Below are 17,520 nucleotides of genomic sequence, written 5' to 3' on the forward strand. Positions count from 1 at the left end.
ATGAGCAAGATCGCAGTTCTCGGAAACGGCCGCGTCGGCGGCAGCCTGGCCACAGCCCTCACCCGGGCCGGGCACGAAGTGACCGTGGCGGACCGCTCGCCCGGCTCCGCCGCCGACGCCGCCCGGACCGCGCGGATCGTCATCAACGCCACGCCGGGCGAGAGCTCCCTCGAGCGGCTCGGCGCGCTGCGCGAGGAACTGCGCGACAAGATCCTCGTAGACGTCTCCAACGCCACCGTCGACGGACCGGACGGACTCCCCGCCGACCTGCTCTATCCCGGCTCAAGCCTCGCCGAGCAACTCCAGGAGTCGCTTCCCGAAACGCGTGTCGTCAAGACCCTCAACACCATGCTCTTCACGGTGATGACCGCACCCGCCACGCTTACCCAGGCACCCAGCGCCTTCCTCTCCGGCGAGGATCCGCAGGCCAAGCAGACCGTCCGCGAACTGCTCATCGACCTGGGCTGGCGCAATGAGTGGATCACCGATCTGGGCGGGATCCGGACCGCCCGCGCCACGGAGGCCGCGATCCTGTTCGTCCCGCACGTGATCCGGTCCAGCGGATTCGCGCCCTTCGCGCTCTCGATCGCCCGCTGACGGAGAGCGGCTGAAGCGCCGGAAGTACGGTTCGTACCGAAGGCGACATGGCCCGGCGGAGCCGGCCCCGTCAGCCGGAGATGCGATCGCGTTCCGCCATCAGCCGGCTGCCCACGCCGAGGAGACGGCCACACGGGCCGCGCGTTCGACCGCTGCGATGCCACCCGTCATCGAGACGTTGCCGTCGGAGAGGACGGCGACAAGGTAGTGGTGTGTGCCCGAGGTGACCTCTCCGACGCTGTTGATGTCCCACAGTCCGGTGGTGCTGCGTTGCAGCCAGCCGTTCTTGAGCGCCCATCCGGAGTCGGCGGCCGCCGAGACGCCCCAGGACTGTCCGGCGGCGATGCGGGTCATCAGCGTACGGATGTAATCCCGTGACGTCTGGGTCAGTGCGGACTGACTCTTGGACGCGGTCCCGCCATCGGCGAACACCGCGCGCAGCAAGCGGATCTGGTCGCTCACGGTGGTACGCGTCAGTCCCCACCTGCCACCGGCTCCGCCTACGGTCGAGGACAGGCCGAGGCGCTTGTTCACCGCTTCCAGGCCGGGCGCCAGACCGATCCGCCGCCACAGCACATTCGCCGCGTCGTTGTCGCTGTGCTCGATCATCGCCTCGGCCTGGGTGCGCTCCTGCTGGGTGAGGCCACGCCCGGCGTCCTGGGCCTGGAGGAGCAGTCCAGCGAGGATGTCGACCTTGACGATGCTCGCCGTGTCGTAAGGGATGTCTTTCCCGTGCACCTGCGGATTCCGGGCGGGGTGCTCCAGGTCCAGCACGGCGGTCGTCAGGTGCGCCTGGCTCGCCGCGATCGCCTGTGTGGTGCCGGCCGCGGAGTCCTCCGCCGTCTCGCTGGCGGCTGCCACGCCCGGACCCACGGTGCCTGTCGCGAGGAGGGTGGCCACGGAGCCGGTGAGCAGCACCGCACGGAGGCCGGCACGCCTGCCGTGTCGGCCCCGTGCGCTTGCGCTCCGCGGGGTCGGTCGGGGAATCGGGCGGTTCGACATGGAAGCCTCGGCAGTTCGGGGGCGTGGCACAGGCCTGCGAACGTAGACGAGGCAGCGGTTCCATGACGTGACCGGTGTCACGAAAAAGCTCTCATTGCATGGTTTGTGACGATAACTACAACTCCGAGACCGGGCTCCGATCCGTGTCAGAGGTGCGGTACCACCATGCGCAGCCCGGGGTCGTCGGCGAGGCAGGACCGTGTGTGTCACTCCGGAACCTTCCGGATGTCTCCCCCCGCACGTCCACGGATACGTTCCGGGCACCAGTCCGACGAAGGGGAAAATCATGATCGGGAAGCACGTCAAAACAGCCGTGGCATCCGTCACGATGGCCACCGCGCTGGCCTGAATCCTGGCTGCTCCCTCCGCGCAGGCTGCGACATCGGCCCCGGCGAAAGCGGCGGCCGAATGCGGCGTGCGTGCTCACGACGGGCGACTGTGGTGCGGGAACCAAGGACAGGCGCCGACCCGGCAGGGCCCGTTCCACGAAAGTCCCATCACGGGCCTGCTGCAGTCGACGTTCAGCTTCTTCACTTGCTGGACGACGGGCGGGCTCCACGGCGGTGGCAACACAACCTGGTACCGCACGGTGCCCGACTGGAGCAGTGACGGTCAGGAGGGCTATGTGCCGGCCGACTGGGTGTTCACTCCGAGTTGGTTCGACGCCGATCCCAGCAGGTACGACCTGCGGCACTGCTGACACAGCGAACTCAGGTCTCACCAAGACCCGGTTGCATCCGTACCGAACTCACGACCGCCGGACATCACGTCAGGCGGGCAAGGAAGGATTTCATGCGTACATGCCGCAGCAGACGCGCTTTGGTGTCGCCCCAGCTCAAGCCGTTCGTCCTCGCCGTCGTGGCCGTCTTCGCGATGTGTGGCTTGTGGGGCGCGGCCCCGGCGTCCGCCGCGCCGGCGCACACGACCGCGGGTGCCCGTCCCGACTTCCGGCTGCCCTTCGCCTGCGGTGAGACCTGGCAGTTGCAGACGTACGAGGGACACTCACCCGACGACAAGAAGCTCGACATGTACCGAGTCGGTGGGCAGACCCTGGGTGCTTCGGTGGTTGCCTCGGCCGCCGGCACCGTGACTGAGTTGTTCGAACCCGGCGGTCTGGAGATCAACCACGGGGGCGGGTGGTTCTCCGTGTACCTGCACATGGACCGCATCGACGTCCGTCTGGGCCAGCAGGTGTCCTCCGGCGCACCGCTCGGCCGGCTCGGACTGGTCGGGACCACTTCGGCCCACCTGCACTACGAGCAGTTGTACGACACCAACGGCGACAACGACGGCGAGACGGACGAGATGGTGCACCCGGTGATCCAGGGTACCGAGTACCACTTGTCCCCCTCCTCGCCGTTCCCGCGCGTCACCAGCACCAACGCCTGTGGCGGCGGCCCCGCTCCGGAGCGCTTCTGGGTGGACACCTTCGCCGACGCCCCCGGCTACGCGGCGACCGACTGCGTCGGTGACACCACTCCCCGCTGCGCTGTCCAGGGCAAACTGCTCAAGGGCACCAGCTACGTCCTGTGCAAGAAGCTGGGCGACGAGGTGCGCGTGGGGAACTCGTTCAACCACTGGTGGCTGCTGACCGACCTCGACGAGGTGTCGCCGGGCGGTTCGGGCCGTGCGTATGTCTCCGCGTACTACCTCCAGCGCTGGGGGAACAACGAGGCGAAGGACAACGACGGGCGCGACATCAAGCTGTGCTGACCGATGTCAGCTCGGAGAGGGCCGGGCCGGGCACTCCGCGAGTGCGGGACGATCCTTCGTCCGTACGGCCGGCAGCCAAGCCGTGGTCCGGCCCTTCTCCGCCGTCAGACGCACCCTGTACCACCGCACCGAGCGCGTGCCCGCCTCGTCGGCGACCGGCATGCCCTGGAGGAACTGGCAGTCGGCGGTCAGGATGTCGCCGTCCCACACTCTGGTCTGCACGACGTTGTCGACGTCGTACGGCAGTGAGGGGTCGATCGCGAGTCCGAGGCTGCACAGGTTGTGCCGCTCGCCGAGTCGGTGGCACGACCGTTCGGCGTTGTACACCTTGAGGCGGTGGGTCGGCACGATGCTGGATGTCGACTTGGCACGGCCCGACGCGGCACCACCGCTCTGCCCCCGGTCGTCACCGTCGAGCGGGAGCCACCCGGCGGCGCCCACCCCACCCGCTGCCACTGCCAGGGCGGCGGCTGCCAGGATCGTGCGCCTACGTCGAGGACGGGGAGGCACCACGGACCGTTCCTCTTCGGCCCGGATGCGGGCCATCAGGCTCTCGAGGGTGTGTGCGGCACGGACCGCGTGGGTCGGGCTGAGACAGTCGGCCGCCAGGTCGCGCCAGAAGGGCGGCACACGCGGGTCCATGCGCAGCGGTGCGCGTCCGTCGGCGTACTGCTGGGCGGCGGCTGCGCGGGCGGCAGGCGTGGCACCCGGGAAGGGGGAAGAGCCTGCGGTGAAGACCTGGTGGATCATCACGCCCAAAGCCCAGATGTCGGTGCTCTGCCGTATCTGTACACCCTGTTCGCCCAGGGACGCCTGCCAGCGTTCCGGCGGTAAGTAGTCAGGAGTGCCCAGGGGCGGGATGTAGGCGTGGGTGCCGGTCAGTTCCGCCGCGAGGCCGAAGTCCGCCAGCCGTGCCGATCCGTCCGCCATGATCAGGACGTTGTCGGGCTTGAGGTCCCCGTGCACCCAACCCGTCCCGTGCAGGTGCGCCAGCCCTTCGCAGATCTCGGTCAGCAGCCGCGCCCCTTCACTCGCCGAGAGGGGCTCGTCGCCCAACGGGGTGGAGGACGGAGAGGGGACGGCACGGCCCGACGGGGACAGGGCCTCCAGCAATTCCCGCAGGCTCAACTCGGCGCGCTCCATCACGAGGACCACGGCTCCGTCAAAAGCCGCGCCTTCACCCTCGCCGAGCGTGACCGAGTCGTACAGCCTGATCAGCCGCGGATGCCGGGTACGCCGGCTGAGTTCGGCCTCGCGCCGGGCGGTTTCCACGAGTCCGCGCGCCTGACGCGGCGCGAGCCCGGCCGTGTGCAGGAACTTGAGGGCAACCTCCTTCGGAGGCGTCTCCCTCGGGACGGCGGGGCTGCCGTCGTTCACCTTCGCGTCGCCGGCCGGGACGTCGGCGCGTCGGGCCGCGTACACCGTCCCCCATCCGCCGGCTCCGATCAGGTCGGTGACCTCCCACTCCCCCACCCGGTAGCCGCGCGGGACCAGTTCCGCGGATTCGCTGCTCACGCTCACGCCACCCCCGTCCGCTGGAGGGGAGCTCTCCTGGACGGCAGGAGTTCCAGGTGCTCTTCTCGCACGAGTCCGAAGCGCAGGGCGAGTCCCGCCACGGATTCCCGCTTCCCGTTGCGTCGGACGCTCTGACCCGATCCGGTCCCGGGGGCGGAGATCCGGAGCTTCTGCTCCGCCAGATAGTCGATGTGCGAACTGACCGCCCGCGCGGTCAGCCGCTCGCAGCCCGGCTGGTTCCGCAACCGCTCGACGATCTGTGGGGTGGTCGCCACCGTCACCGTGGACTCGTCACGCAGTCGCGGTTCGCACAACGCGACCAGGACGAGGAAGTACGTGGAGGTCTCGTCCAAGGAAAATCCAGCCAGCGTCCCCGTGCCGGCCATGTCCCCCACGTGGCTCGTGCCGACGTATACGTGGTCGGGAGCGAACACCTGGAAACTTACGGTGCGACCCCCTGCCGGCAGGATGACGCGCGCGAACTCGAACGGCACGGGCGCTCCCGCCCGACGTGGCGGGACCCTGAAGTACTCCCCCGCACCCTCCGGGTTCTCCACCACGTAGGTCTGGGACGCGCTGAGGTTGCTCAACTGCCAGTGGTCCTCGGTCACCCGGATCTCTCCCGCGAGCCGGGACACGGCCGGATCCGCCAGCCGCAGATCGACGGGAACGGAGACGGATCCACGCCCGAAACGGGCTACGTCCCCGGGACCGAGTCGAAGACTCGACGGCTCCGACTCGGGTGTGATCTTCGTTCCCCCGTCCGACGGCAGGTGAACCAGTACGCCGCTCATGGTCTCCTTCTACAGTTCGAAATCCTGGCGCCCGTCGCCCTCGACCGGACGGAGCGCTCCAGGGCTGTGTGATTCGGCCCGGTGCACGCGCGACCCAGGTGCGGACTCCGTGGCCGTCTGATCAGCTCCGCGACGGCCGAAGGCGCTCCGCTCCTGGAGGCAATGGCGGCAGCGCCTGCTCTGGCCCGCGGGACCGCGCGCGGCAGCATCGGGCCTGGAGCCATGCGAGGTGTCCGGAGGTGACCGGACGGAAGACAGTCGGGTCCGCCCGATACCCCGGCGCCTACCGGCCGTCGCCCCTGCGTGCGCGAGGCTCGACGGAGCGGTTCTCGGCTCGTGGCAGCCCGCGCCCCGCGCCGCGTCCTCCTCCGGTGAACATCGGGCCTGCGCATCGGCAGCGCTCCGGTGGCGGCATGCTGTTCACGGTCAAGCCGGGTCCCCCGTCTGATTCCCCGCACCGAACAAGTACGGCAGCTCCCGGTCCCAAGCCAGGATGGTCAGTCCGGCGACCAGGGCGGCCTCCAGAACAGTTACATGGCAGCGGCATCGTTGTCATGGGATCAGCCATGCGGAATCCCATCCGGTCGATAAGGTATTCCTCATGGATGACCGAAGAGAGCAACTGCCATAGCCGACAAGGGATCTGATAGGGCGACAGAGCCGAGCATCCACCAGCTGCGCCTGTTCGTGGTTCTCAGCGAAGAACTTCATTTCGGTCGCGCCGCCGCACGTCTGTTCATCACGCAATCCGCCCTGAGTCAGCAGATTCGGGACACCGAACAACGCCTGGGGGTGCGGCTGTTCGACCGCACCAGCCGAACGGTCACCCTCACCGCCGCCGGGCGCGCCCTGCTCCCCGAGGCGCGAGCAGCCGCCGACGCTGTGGCCCGACTGCGGAGGTTGGCCGAAGCCCAAGCGCGCCAGCTGTCCGGCCACTTGGTCGTGGGGACCGTGGGAGCGGAGGCCGCCATGCCGCATACCCGCACCGTCTTGCGCACATTGCAGGACCAACACCCTCGGATGACGCTGCAGGTCGTCAGCCTCAATTTCGTCGACCACCTCACCGCTCTCGTTCGGCAAGAGGTCGACGTCATGTTCCTACGACCACCCGTGCCGGCCGGCATTGAACTGCACCACCTCGCCACCGAGCCCCGCGTGGCGTGCCTTCACGCCGGCGATCCACTTGCCGACCTGCCCAGCGTCTCCCTGGCTCAGCTCGCCGATCGTCCTGTGGTGGCCATGCCCGAGAAGGTGCCGCAGATCTGGTGGGAATTCTGGGCGGTGGATCCCCGCCCAGACGGCAGTCCCGTGCGGTACGGGCCGGTCGCCAGCGACATCGAGTCCCTGCTGCACACCGTGGCCAGCGGCGAGGCGATGTGCTTCCTCCCGGCAGCCGCACGCGACTTGTTCCCCCGCCCCGGCATCCGCTACGTAGACGTCACCGACCTCACGCCGTGCAGTGCGGCCATGGCCTGGCTCGCCGAGAGACGCCACGAGTCCACCATCGCCGCCGTACGAGAGGCAGCCCACGCCGCTTTCTGCGACCGGTGAACGAGAAGGGGCAGGTACGAATGTTGACGAAACCGTAGCCCGCTCAGGACCTTGACGACCTGTCAGACCGGCCCTACGTTCAGCCGCACCAACCGATCCGAACGCCGTTCGAGATATCGGACAGCGCGGCCGAGCACGCCGGGGTGATCATGAAGAGGATCGATCCGCAGGTGGAAGAGGCCGTCGACACGCTCAGCCTGAACGGGCTGGCGAGACGGCGGCTACTGAGCGGCGCCGGAATGGTGAGCGCCTCGGCCGCCGCGGCTGCCTTGCTGTCCGCCTGCTCAGCCGGCAACAAGAGCGACGACAACAAATCCGGCGACGGTGTCGGCGACTTCCCCGAGACACCGAAGTGGAGGTTCGTGTTCGTCAACCACGTCACGACGAACCCGTTCTTCACCCCGACGCAATACGGCGCGGCCGACGCCTGCGCGCTCCTGGGCGCCTCGTTCCAGTGGACCGGCTCGAAGGACTCCAGCGTCCCGGAAATGGTCAGCACCATGTCCTCGGCCGTCTCCGCGAAGGCCGACGGCATCGCGGTGGCGGTCGTCGACAAGAACGCCTTCAAATCGCCCGTCGACAAAGCCCTGGACGCCGGCATCCCCACCGTCTCGTACAACGCGGACGGCGCGAAAGGGGATCCGGGGACGAGCCGGCTCTGTTACATCGGCCAGGACCTCTACCAGTCCGGGGTCGAACTGGGCCGCCGCATCGCCTCGGTGATGCCTTCCGGCGGGGACGCGGTCGGGTTCATCGCCACCCCGGGCGCGCTCAACATCCAGCCGCGCATCGACGGGGCCACCGACGCGATCAAGGCATCCGGAAAGTCCATCAACTTCAAGTCGGTCGCCAGCGGCGCGGAGCTTCCTCAGGAGCTGTCGACCATCGACGCGTATGCCAGCGGGCACAAGGGCCTCAAGGGCCTGTTCGCGGTCGACGCGGGCTCGACGGAGAGCGTCGGGAAGGTAGTGAAGAAGTACGGCCTCAAGAAGAAGGGCGTGGTCGCGGGCGGCTTCGATCTGAACCCGAACACCCTCACCGCGATCAAAGCGGGTGACCTCGACTTCACCATCGACCAACAGCCCTATCTGCAGGGCTTCCTGAGCGTGCTGTACCTGTGGATGTACAAGCTGTCCGGCGGCCTGGTGATCCCGAGCGTCACCGACACCGGGCTGCTCTTCGTGACCAAGGACAACGTCGACCCGTATCTGCAGACCAGGACCCGGTACGAGGGCTCCAGCACGAAGCAGCAGCTGATCAAGCGCTCCGGCGCCATTGGCCACGCATGAGCGAGCCGGTCGTGCAGGACGCGACCGGCGGGAAGACCGCCGCCGGCACCCCGCCGGTGAGACGGCACGGCCCGCTGCGCCTCGCCTTCGAGACGTTCGTCATCCGCCGCGAGGCCACCATCTTCATCATCGCGGTGGCCCTGCTGCTGTACTTCTGGTCCAACAACTCGGACTTCCTGGCCCGCAGCAACCTGGTCAACCTCTCCCAGCAGACGGCGCCGTACGCGATCATCGCGGCGGGCATGGTGATGCTCCTGGTCAGCGGGGAGATCGATCTGTCGGTGGGCGCCGTCTTCGCGCTGTCACCGTTCCTGATGCACTACATGATCGACTACTACGGCACGTACCCGATCATCGCCATCATCGGCTCGGTACTGGCCGGCGCCGTCATCGGTCTCGCCAACGGCTTCGTGGTGGTCGTGCTCAAGGTGCCGTCGTTCGTCGCCACGCTGGGCATGCTCTTCCTCATCCTGGGCATCATGCTGACCACGTCGCACGCCTACCCGGCACAGATCCCCGAGGCGGCGCACGGGGTGCGCGGCTGGTTCGGACAGTCGGACTGGTCGGAACTGATCTGGTGCCTGATCATCGTCGCGTTCTTCCACGTGGTACTCACCCGGTCACGCTGGGGCCTGCACACGATCGCCACCGGCGGCAACCCGCTCGGCGCGAGCGAGGCCGGCATCAGAACCGGCCGCATCAAATTCGGCAACTTCATGGCCACCAGCGCCCTCGGCGCCTTCGCCGGCATCCTGGAGGCCTTCCGCGTCGACTCGATCGACCCGACCTCTGCGGGTGCGGACGGCGCCTCCCCCATGTTCACCGCCGTCTCCGCCGCGGTCATCGGCGGTACGGCGCTGGCCGGCGGCTCGGGGACGGTCGTCGGCGCGCTGCTCGGCGCGCTCGTCCTCGCGGAGCTGCGCAACGGACTGAACTTCATCGGCATCAACGCCAACCCGTTCAACATCATCCTCGGTGCGGCGATCATCCTCTCCATGGTGCTCAACGTGTACCTGGCCGGACTGCGAAGGGCGGGCCGGCGATGAGCGGGACGACCGGGACGACACCGCCGGCGCTCTCCGTGGAGCACGTGGTCAAGGGCTTCGGCGCGGTCACGGCGCTACGGGATGTGAACCTGCGCCTGGACAAGGGGGAGGTACTCGCCCTTGTCGGTGACAACGGCGCCGGAAAATCGACCCTGTTGAAGATCCTCTGCGGCTTCCACCGGCCCGACGCCGGCCGCATCCTCCTGAACGGCGAGGAGGTGACGCTCAAGTCGGTCGACCATGCCCGCTCGCTCGGCATCGACGCGGTCTACCAGGACCTGGCGCTGGTGAACGAGCTGACGGTCTACCACAACATGTTCCTGAACCGGGAGAAGATCGGCCGCACCCGGCTGCTGAACAACCGCGCGATGCGCAGGATCGCCCAGGAACACCTGGACGAGATGGGGGTGAACATCCCGTCGGTCGATGTCGAGGTCGCCAAGCTCTCCGGCGGCCAGCGCCAGGCCATCGCCGTGGCCCGCTCGGTCTATTCCGAGGCCAGGGTCCTCCTGCTCGACGAGCCCCTGGCCGCGATGGGCGCCAAGGAGGGCGCACTCATTCTCGACCTGGTCAACGACCTCAAGGCCCGCGGCGAGGTCTCCGTCATCATCATCGCCCACAATTACGCCCAGGTCTTCGAGGTCTGCGACCGGGTCAACCTGCTTCAGCACGGCGAGATCACCTTCGACAAGCGCACGTCGGAGACGTCGGTGACCGAGCTGACCGATCTGGTGGTCGAGGAGTACCGCAAGTCCCGTACCAAATAGGCGTCTTCGGGCGGAGCCGCGCCGCAGCGAGTGTGCCGAGGGGCGGGAAGCCGGCCCGCCCCGGACGACCGTGTCCCTTTGATCCGCAGGAGAGCATCGATCGTGGAATCGGCAGCAGCGCGCCCTCGTCCTGTCCTCACACCCGGCTCCGTCCTGCCGGAGGACGCCGACCGGGCCGCCCTCGTGGCGCGCGTCCACGACCCGGAATGCGACGGACCGTGTGTGGCCGCGGTCCGCGGCGAGGAGGTCGTCGACCTGACGGCCGTGGTCCCCACTGTCTCCGACCTCGTGGATCGCGACGACGCGGCGGCGGTCGTCCGCGCGGCCGTCGGCGGACAAGTCTGGCGTCTGGCCAAGCTGTTGGAGGCACCGGCCGGCCGCCGTGACGTTCCGCATCTGCTCGCCCCCATCGACCTTCAGGTGATCAAGGCCGCGGGCGTCACCTTCGCCCGGAGTCTGCTGGAACGCGTCATCGAAGAGCGCACGGGCGGCGATCCGGAGCAGGCCGCGCGGGTGCGGGCCCGGGTCGGACAGGTGGTGGGCGGTGCGCTCGACGGCATCAGACCCGGATCGCCCGAAGCGGACAAGGCCAAGGAACTGCTCGTCGCCGAAGGGCTGTGGTCGCAGTACCTGGAGGTCGGGATCGGGCCGGACCCCGAGGTGTTCACCAAGGCCCCCGTACTGTCCGCGGTCGGCACCGGCTCCGACGTGGGAGTGCTCGGCGCCTCGGTGTGGAACAACCCCGAGCCCGAGGTCGTCCTCGTCGTGGACTCACGCGGCCGGGTACGCGGCGCGACGCTCGGCAACGACGTCAACCTCCGCGACATCGAGGGGCGCAGCGCCCTGCTGCTGTCGCGCGCGAAGGACAACAACGCCTCCTGCGCGATCGGCCCCTTCCTGCGCCTGCTCGACGACGACTTCGACCTCGACACCGTACGAGAGCTCGACATCGACCTGCGGATCGACGGCACCGACGGCTACGTACTGCACGGCAGCAGTTCCATGCGGGAGATCAGCCGCGACGTACTGGACCTGGTGGCTGCCACACGCGGTCCGCATCACCAGTACCCGGACGGCTTCGTGCTGTTCACCGGAACGCTGTTCGCTCCCACCGAGGACCGAGGGGCACCTGGCGCGGGCTTCACCCACGAGTACGGCGACGTCGTGCGGATCTCCGGCCCGCGGCTCGGCGCTCTGGTCAACACCGTCGTCACCAGCGAGGAGGCCGCTCCGTGGACGTCCGGCGTACGGGCGCTGATGCGCAACCTCGCCCGGCGCGGCGTGCTCTGAGCGGACGAGGGCTCATGCGGCCCTCCCCGCGTTCGCGGGCCGTGTGCGCAGCGCGCGCCGCCGGTCCTGCGACGCGCGCTGCGCACCCCCCCGTTCATGCCCGGACCACCGGCTCCTGCCCGATCGTGGTGTGCAGGCGCCGTGTGTGATCCACGTGGCGCTCGGCTCCGGTCAACGTGACTGTGGCCGTCAGGCGCGGGTCCGCGCTGGAGGCGGCCAGCCGCAGTTCCAGCTCGCCCGGTTCGACGACGCGCCGGCCGTCGCGTCCGGTGAAGGAGGCGAGGTCGGCCGGGACCGTGACGTGGATGCGGCGGGCCTCGCCCGGCTCCAGTTCGACCCGGGTGTAGCCGACGAGACGCTGCACGGGCTGGACGACGGAGGCAACCGGGTCGTGCAGATAGAGCTGGACGACCTCGGTTCCGGACCGCCCGCCTGTGTTGCGGACGGTGAGGGCGAGGGCGAACTCGCCGTCCGTCGGGGCCTCTTGGGAGTCCACGGTCAGGTCCGTCCAGTCGAACCGTGTATAGGACAGGCCGTGGCCGAAGGCGAACGCGGGGGTCGGGTCGATGCTGGAGACCTCGTTGGCTTGAGCGAGCCGCGCCCCGAGGTACGTGGCCGGCTGGGAGCCCGGCCCGCGCGGCACGCTGACCGGGAGGCGTCCGGAGGGATTGGTCCTGCCGCTGAGCACCCCGGCGATCGCGTGGGTCCCCTCCTCGCCCGGGAAGAAGGACTGCACGATCGCAGCGGACTCCTCCACGGCGCGGCCCAGGGCGTACGGCCGTCCCGCGAGCAGGACGGTGACCACGGGTGTCTCCAGGTCGAGCAGGGTGTCGAGGAGTTGCTGCTGCGCACCGGGCAGCACCAGGGCCTCGACATCGCATCCCTCACCACTGGTGCCCCGCCCGAAGAGCCCGGCGCGGTCGCCGAGTACCACCAGAGCGACATCGGCCTCACGAGCCGCCCGGGCGGCCTCGTCGATGCCGGAGAGGTCTCCGTCGTCGATTCCGGTGCCGTGGACGACCGTGATCTCGGCGTCGGGGAACTCGGCGGCGAGTGTGTCGCGCAGTGTGGGCAGTTCGATGCCGAGGGGGGTGTCGGGGTGGCGGACGCCGATGTGCTGGGGGAAGGAGTAGCAGCCCAGTACGGCGACGGGCTCGTCGGCGTTGGGGCCCAGCAGCGCGATGCGGCGCGGCCTCCCGAGCGGGAGGATGCCGTCGTTGCTGAGCAGCACCACCGCTTTCTCGGCGACCGTGCGGGCCAGGGCGCGGTTCTCCGGGCCGTCCAGGTCGATGCGGCCGCGCAGAGCGGCCGGATCGGCCAGGTCCGCCCCGTCCAGGGCGGCCGGCACGGGGTTCCAGTCCGGGTCGAGCAGGCCGAGCAGCACCTTCTGGGTGAGGGTCCGACGCAGGGCACGATCGACCAGCGCCTCCTGGACGCGGCCGTCGGCGACGGCCTCGGCCAGGGGCGCGCCGTATGTCTTCACGTTGGGCAGTTCGACGTCGACGCCCGCACGCAGCGCCGTGCCGGCGGCGCCGGACCAGTCGGCCGCGATGCCGTGCAGGGTCTTGAGGAAGGCGATGGCGAAGTAGTCGGCGACGACGGTGCCGTCGAAGCCCCACGTGTCGCGCAGCAGCCCGGTGAGCAGATCCTCGTCGGCCGCGGAGGGCATGCCGTCGGTGTCGGTGTAGGCGTTCATCACCGACCGGGCGCCGCTTTCACGGATCGCCATCTCGAAAGGTGGCAGCAGAACGTCGGCGCGCTCGCGCGGCCCCATGGAGGAGGGGGCGAGGTTGCGCCCGGCGCGGGAGGCCGAGTATCCGACGAAGTGCTTGAGGGTGGCGACGATTCCGGCGGATTCGAGGCCCTGCACGTAGGCGGTCGCGATGGTGCCGACGAGGTACGGGTCCTCGCCGATGGTCTCCTCGACCCGGCCCCAGCGGGCGTCGCGTACGACGTCGAGGACGGGCGCGAGTCCCTGGTGGACTCCGACGGCACGCATGTCGCGGCCGATGGCGGCGGCCATGCGCCGCACCGTGTCGGGATCGAAGGTGGCCCCCCAGGACAGCGGAACGGGGTAGGCCGTCGCCCCCCAGGCCGCGAAGCCGGCCAGACATTCGTCGTGCGCGAGAGCGGGGATCCCGAACCGGTTCGTGGCGGCGATACGGGTCTGGGTGCGGGCCAGGGAGAGCGCGCCCAGGGCGGGGTCGACCGGGACCGTGCCGAAGGGCCGGGTCAGCTGGCCCAGTCCGGTGGGCAGGAGTGCGTCGAGATCGACGGCCTCCTCCATGTCGTGCTGGTGGGGCGCCACTTCACCGCCCTGGTCGGAGGCGCCCACCCACACTCCGTACAGCTGGGCGGTCTTCTCCTCAAGGGTCATCGCGTCGATCAGGGCGTCGACCCTTGTGGCGACGGGCACGGTGGGGTCGTTCCAGAGGGCGATTCCGGGGATGTTCTCTACGGCCACGTTGGCGTTCACTTTCCTCCCACGTGCGTCAGACCCTTGGCCAGGACGCGACAGGCGAACAGGTGGACGAGCAGGACTCAAGGCGGGTCAGACCGTGTGCGGGCTCCGGGAGAGGCCCGGATCCGCGGCGCCCGGCCATCGGTCGGTCAACGGCTGAATCCGGCGGTCAGTCCGCTCAGCAACTGGCGGCGGCCGAACGCGTACAGCACCAGGACGGGCAGGGTGGTGAGGACGACGGCGGCGAGAACGGCGGGGACATTGACCCCGTACTGTCCCTGGAACGTCCACAGCGCCAGCGGCAGTGTCCGGCGGTCCGGGCTCTGGGTCAGGATCAGCGGCAGCAGGAACCCGTTCCAGATGGTCAGCGAGTTGAAGATGGTCACGGTGAGGATGGCCGGCCGGGTCAGCGGTGCCGCCAGCCGCCACAGGGTCGTCCATTCGCTGGCGCCGTCGACCCGCATCGAGTCGAACAGCTCTTTGGGCACGTCGCGGATGAAGTTGGTGAGCACCAGCACCGACAGCGGGATCGCGAAGGCGATCGACGGGAGGATCAGTGCCAGCAGATTGTCGTAGAGGTGCATTTTGATGATGATCAGGTAGACCGGGATCACCGTCGCCTGCAGCGGGATGGCCAGGCCCATCAGAAACAGCCCGTTCATCAGGCGAAGGACCCGCATGCGCCAACCGCGAACGATCGCGTAGGCGGCCATGAAGGAGATCACGACCGCCGGCACCACGGCGCCGGCGGTGACCACGACGCTGTTCAGGAAGTAGCGGAGGAAGTCGTTCTCCATGACGAACCGGTAGTTGTCCAGCGTCGGGTCGCTCGACGGCACCAGCGGGTTGCTCGCGTAGTAGCGGCTCTTGGCCTTGAAGCTGGTGATGAGGGTCCAGTACAGAGGTATGGCGACGATGACGAGCCAGAGCCATCCGGCCAGCCCGCCGGCCCAGTTGCGGCGGCCGGCCGTCCGACGTGGGCGGCGTTGCCGCTCGCGGTGGGTGGTCTTCTGCGGTTGTCGCGACTCGGTCAGGGTGGTGGTCACGTCAGGCCCCTTCGAGTTGGCTCGCGCCGGCGTCCCGGCCGCCGAGCCGGCGCAGCAGCAGAGCGAGGGCCAGACCCACCAGGACCAGGATGACCGCGATGGCGCTGGCCGGTCCCATCAGGCTGGCCTGGAACCCGCGCTTGTACATGTCCAGCGCGAGGACCCGGGTGGCGTCGGCCGGGCCGCCCTCGGTGAGGATGAAGATGAGGTCGAAGAAGGTCAGCGACCCGACCACCATCAGCGTGGACGAGGTGATGATGGTGTATTTGAGCTGGGGCAGCGTGATGCTGAAGAACTGCCGGATCCGTCCGGCACCGTCCAACTGCGCCGCTTCGTAGAGGGACTTCGGGATCTGCTGGACACCACCCTGGTAGATCAGGGAGTGGAACGGGACGAACTGCCAGGAGACGACGAAGATGACGACTCCGAACGCGAGCCCGGGCCGCCCGAGCCAGTCCTTGCTCAGCGCCTGGATCTTCAGTCCGGCGCCGAGCCCGAAGTTGGGGTCCAGCAGGGCCTTGTACGCGATCGCGATGGCCGCGGAGCTGAGCATGAGCGGGATGAAGTACACGACGCCCAGCACCGCGCGGTAGCGCTGGCGGCCTGCCATGAACGTGCCGAGCAGAATGCTCAGCGGTGTCTGAACGGCCCAGGACACGGCCATGACCAGAAACGTCACCCACAGGGCGTGCGGCAGCCCGGGGTCGGTGAGCACCGTTCGCCAACTGGTCAGTCCCGAGGGGTGGATGGCGCCGATCCCGTCCCACGTGGTGAAGCTCAGCGCGAAGACACCGACGAGCGGAACCACGGCGAAGCCGACGAAGACCACCAGTGCCGGCACCGCCAGCCAGGGCAGGATGCTGCGCGGTTCGCGACGCGGCCGATGGCCGGTGAGTGAGCTCATTTGCCGATGACCGCGTTGAGGTTGCCGGCGAACTGCTTGGGCGAGATGGACAGTTGGAACAACTTGACGATGTTGTCCAGCAGGGTCTCGGCGGCCGTCGGGCTGAGGGCCTGGTCCCAGGACTGCCCGAACACCTTGGCCTTGCTGGCGATGTCGTAGGTGAACTGCAGGAAGTCGGCGCTCTTGGAGGCGGCCAGCAGCTTCTCCGTGCCCATCCGGATCGGGACCGACCCGTTGTCGATCCACGCCTTCACCTCCTCTTCCTGGAGGACGCCTTTGGCGAAGAAGTCCTTGGCGACCTTCTTCTGCTCGGCGCTGGCCTTCGAGGAGATCGACAGGTACTGGGCCGGGTTGCCGACCGTGTCGCTCGGATCGCCCTTGCCGCCTTCCACGGGCGGGAAGGTCATGTAGCCCAGCGAGCCGCTGGAGACGAAGTCCCCGCCGTCCGCCTGCTGGATGCCGTACGACCAGGCCCCGTGCAGCATCATCGCGGCCCTGCCGGTGTACAGCAGCGCCTGGTCGGCGTTGGAATCGGCGGTGATCGAGGAGAAGCCCTTGACGAACCCGCGGGCCTTGACGAGCTCCTGCACCTTGGTCAGCGCGGTGATGGCGTCCGGGTTGGACCAGGCGTTCTTCTCGCCCTCGATGATGGCCTGGAACACCTCGGAACCGCCGATGCGGTCGAACAGGAACTCAAGCCACATCATGTTCGTCCACCGGGACTGGCCCCCGAGAGAGAACGGCGCTATGCCCTTCGCGTTGAACCTGGGCACCAGCGCCATGATGTCGTCCCAGGACTTGGGCGGGTCCACGCCGACCTGGTCGAAGACCTTCTTGTTGTAGTAGAGGATGATCGGCTGCACGGTCTCGACCGGCATCGCGTAGATCTTTCCGTCCACGGTCGCCGCGCCGAACGAGGACGGGAACAGCCCCTTCTTGACCTCGGGGTGCTCCTCGAACCACGAGGTGAGGTCCTCGACCTGGTCGGCCTCCGCGTAGGTGCGCAGCGTCCCGCCGCCCCAGCCCCAGATGATGGTGGGCGCCGTTCCGGCACCGATGGAGGTCTTGATCTTCGTCTTGTACGCGTCGTTCTGGAAGGTGGTGTCCTTGATCTGCTCCTTGGGGTGGGCCTTGTTGAACGCGTCCACCGCGCCGGCCCTGACGCCTTCCTGCGGCTGACCGTTCAGGTACCAGTACGTGGCCCCGCCGCTCTTGCCGGGACCGGACGAGCCGCAGGCCGCCAGCGCCGCGGAGGCGGGCACGCCGACGGCCAGGCCGAGGAGGGTACGTCGGGAGAGCGCCATGTCTTTTCTCCGCACTCGAGAGCCACAGGCTTCTCGTGAGTCATGGTGAAAGGTTTTCGAAAGAAACCTTCTTGTTGCTCTGTCCGTGCAAGCTAGGTTTCGGCCTGAAGCCCTGTCAAGACATGTGCAGGAGCCCGTTGTCGGCCCGTATTCGGCCACGTAGCATCGAGCAGGAGCTACGCTCAACGGACCGCGACAGGGACCGAAACTATTTCGAAATCGACCGGTTGACGTCAGGAGG

At 68.6% G+C, this 17,520-nt stretch carries 15 protein-coding genes; 8 read left to right on the forward strand and 7 right to left on the reverse strand.

Annotated features, from left to right (window positions below; all coding sequences use genetic code 11):
• Entirely contained in the window at positions 1 to 597 is a 597-nt protein-coding gene (locus ACWD5F_RS05535; RefSeq protein WP_451251351.1) for an NADPH-dependent F420 reductase, read from the forward strand.
• Positions 598 to 696: 99 nt separating this feature from the next.
• On the opposite strand, the gene ACWD5F_RS05540 is transcribed toward ACWD5F_RS05535, so the two are convergent.
• Positions 697 to 1,599, reverse strand: a complete 903-nt coding sequence (locus ACWD5F_RS05540; RefSeq protein ID WP_451251353.1) for a serine hydrolase — start codon at positions 1,597 to 1,599, stop codon at positions 697 to 699.
• Positions 1,600 to 2,014: 415 nt separating this feature from the next.
• Between ACWD5F_RS05540 and ACWD5F_RS05545 the strand changes: the two genes are divergently transcribed.
• Entirely contained in the window at positions 2,015 to 2,299 is a 285-nt protein-coding gene (locus ACWD5F_RS05545; protein ID WP_451251355.1) for a hypothetical protein, read from the forward strand.
• A gap of 92 nt (positions 2,300 to 2,391) precedes the next feature.
• Entirely contained in the window at positions 2,392 to 3,312 is a 921-nt protein-coding gene (locus ACWD5F_RS05550; RefSeq protein ID WP_451251356.1) for a M23 family metallopeptidase, read from the forward strand.
• 6 nt (positions 3,313 to 3,318) lie between these two features.
• On the opposite strand, the gene ACWD5F_RS05555 is transcribed toward ACWD5F_RS05550, so the two are convergent.
• Both ACWD5F_RS05555 and ACWD5F_RS05560 read right to left on the reverse strand, forming a co-directional pair.
• A complete protein-coding gene (locus ACWD5F_RS05555) occupies positions 3,319 to 4,827 on the reverse strand; it encodes a serine/threonine-protein kinase (RefSeq protein WP_451251358.1) in 1,509 nt (502 codons plus the stop codon).
• 2 nt (positions 4,828 to 4,829) lie between these two features.
• Positions 4,830 to 5,621 carry a serine/threonine protein kinase gene (locus tag ACWD5F_RS05560; protein ID WP_451251360.1) on the reverse strand — a complete coding sequence of 264 codons (792 nt, stop codon included), beginning with the start codon at positions 5,619 to 5,621 and terminating at the stop codon, positions 4,830 to 4,832.
• A gap of 687 nt (positions 5,622 to 6,308) precedes the next feature.
• Here ACWD5F_RS05560 and ACWD5F_RS05565 point away from each other — a divergent pair.
• The 5 genes from ACWD5F_RS05565 to ACWD5F_RS05585 all read left to right on the forward strand — a co-directional run bounded on the left by ACWD5F_RS05565 (position 6,309) and on the right by ACWD5F_RS05585 (position 11,564).
• Positions 6,309 to 7,172 (forward strand): LysR family transcriptional regulator, encoded by an 864-nt coding sequence (locus tag ACWD5F_RS05565; RefSeq protein ID WP_451251362.1) that lies wholly within the window; start codon positions 6,309 to 6,311, stop codon positions 7,170 to 7,172.
• A 149-nt stretch (positions 7,173 to 7,321) separates the two neighbouring features.
• Positions 7,322 to 8,461 carry a substrate-binding domain-containing protein gene (locus ACWD5F_RS05570; RefSeq protein ID WP_451251364.1) on the forward strand — a complete coding sequence of 380 codons (1,140 nt, stop codon included), beginning with the start codon at positions 7,322 to 7,324 and terminating at the stop codon, positions 8,459 to 8,461.
• Complete coding sequence (locus tag ACWD5F_RS05575) at positions 8,458 to 9,507, forward strand: ABC transporter permease (protein WP_451251365.1); 1,050 nt, start codon at positions 8,458 to 8,460, stop codon at positions 9,505 to 9,507. Before ACWD5F_RS05570 ends, ACWD5F_RS05575 begins: the two co-directional genes overlap by 4 nt.
• The gene (locus ACWD5F_RS05580; protein WP_401714643.1) at positions 9,504 to 10,274 is read left to right on the forward strand and encodes an ATP-binding cassette domain-containing protein; all 771 of its coding nucleotides are present in this window, start codon (positions 9,504 to 9,506) and stop codon (positions 10,272 to 10,274) included. The genes ACWD5F_RS05575 and ACWD5F_RS05580 overlap by 4 nt, the downstream gene beginning before the upstream one ends.
• A gap of 102 nt (positions 10,275 to 10,376) precedes the next feature.
• Positions 10,377 to 11,564 carry a fumarylacetoacetate hydrolase family protein gene (locus tag ACWD5F_RS05585; protein WP_451251367.1) on the forward strand — a complete coding sequence of 396 codons (1,188 nt, stop codon included), beginning with the start codon at positions 10,377 to 10,379 and terminating at the stop codon, positions 11,562 to 11,564.
• A 94-nt stretch (positions 11,565 to 11,658) separates the two neighbouring features.
• Here ACWD5F_RS05585 and ACWD5F_RS05590 read toward each other — a convergent pair whose 3' ends face one another.
• From ACWD5F_RS05590 to ACWD5F_RS05605, 4 genes are all read right to left on the reverse strand, one after another.
• Positions 11,659 to 14,040 carry a beta-xylosidase/alpha-l-arabinosidase gene (locus ACWD5F_RS05590; RefSeq protein WP_451251369.1) on the reverse strand — a complete coding sequence of 794 codons (2,382 nt, stop codon included), beginning with the start codon at positions 14,038 to 14,040 and terminating at the stop codon, positions 11,659 to 11,661.
• A gap of 134 nt (positions 14,041 to 14,174) precedes the next feature.
• On the reverse strand, positions 14,175 to 15,071 hold the full coding sequence (locus tag ACWD5F_RS05595) for a carbohydrate ABC transporter permease (protein WP_451251371.1): 897 nt from the start codon (positions 15,069 to 15,071) through the stop codon (positions 14,175 to 14,177).
• 1 nt (position 15,072) lies between these two features.
• Complete coding sequence (locus ACWD5F_RS05600) at positions 15,073 to 15,975, reverse strand: carbohydrate ABC transporter permease (RefSeq protein WP_451251373.1); 903 nt, start codon at positions 15,973 to 15,975, stop codon at positions 15,073 to 15,075.
• Positions 15,972 to 17,279, reverse strand: a complete 1,308-nt coding sequence (locus ACWD5F_RS05605; protein ID WP_451251375.1) for an extracellular solute-binding protein — start codon at positions 17,277 to 17,279, stop codon at positions 15,972 to 15,974. The genes ACWD5F_RS05600 and ACWD5F_RS05605 overlap by 4 nt, the downstream gene beginning before the upstream one ends.
• Positions 17,280 to 17,520 lie beyond the last annotated feature (241 nt).

It is taken from the genome of Streptomyces sp. NPDC002499, assembly GCF_053595415.1.

Bases quoted from the DNA above. Each gene is read 5' to 3' on its own strand.
- ACWD5F_RS05535 (WP_451251351.1), top strand. From the start codon at position 1: ATGAGCAAGATCGCAGTTCTCGGAAACGGCCGCGTCGGCGGCAGCCTG.
- ACWD5F_RS05605 (WP_451251375.1), bottom strand. From the start codon at position 17,279: ATGGCGCTCTCCCGACGTACCCTCCTCGGCCTGGCCGTCGGCGTGCCC.
- ACWD5F_RS05550 (WP_451251356.1), top strand. From the start codon at position 2,392: ATGCGTACATGCCGCAGCAGACGCGCTTTGGTGTCGCCCCAGCTCAAG.
- ACWD5F_RS05570 (WP_451251364.1), top strand. From the start codon at position 7,322: ATGAAGAGGATCGATCCGCAGGTGGAAGAGGCCGTCGACACGCTCAGC.
- ACWD5F_RS05575 (WP_451251365.1), top strand. From the start codon at position 8,458: ATGAGCGAGCCGGTCGTGCAGGACGCGACCGGCGGGAAGACCGCCGCC.
- ACWD5F_RS05540 (WP_451251353.1), bottom strand. From the start codon at position 1,599: ATGTCGAACCGCCCGATTCCCCGACCGACCCCGCGGAGCGCAAGCGCA.
- ACWD5F_RS05600 (WP_451251373.1), bottom strand. From the start codon at position 15,975: ATGAGCTCACTCACCGGCCATCGGCCGCGTCGCGAACCGCGCAGCATC.
- ACWD5F_RS05560 (WP_451251360.1), bottom strand. From the start codon at position 5,621: ATGAGCGGCGTACTGGTTCACCTGCCGTCGGACGGGGGAACGAAGATC.
- ACWD5F_RS05580 (WP_401714643.1), top strand. From the start codon at position 9,504: ATGAGCGGGACGACCGGGACGACACCGCCGGCGCTCTCCGTGGAGCAC.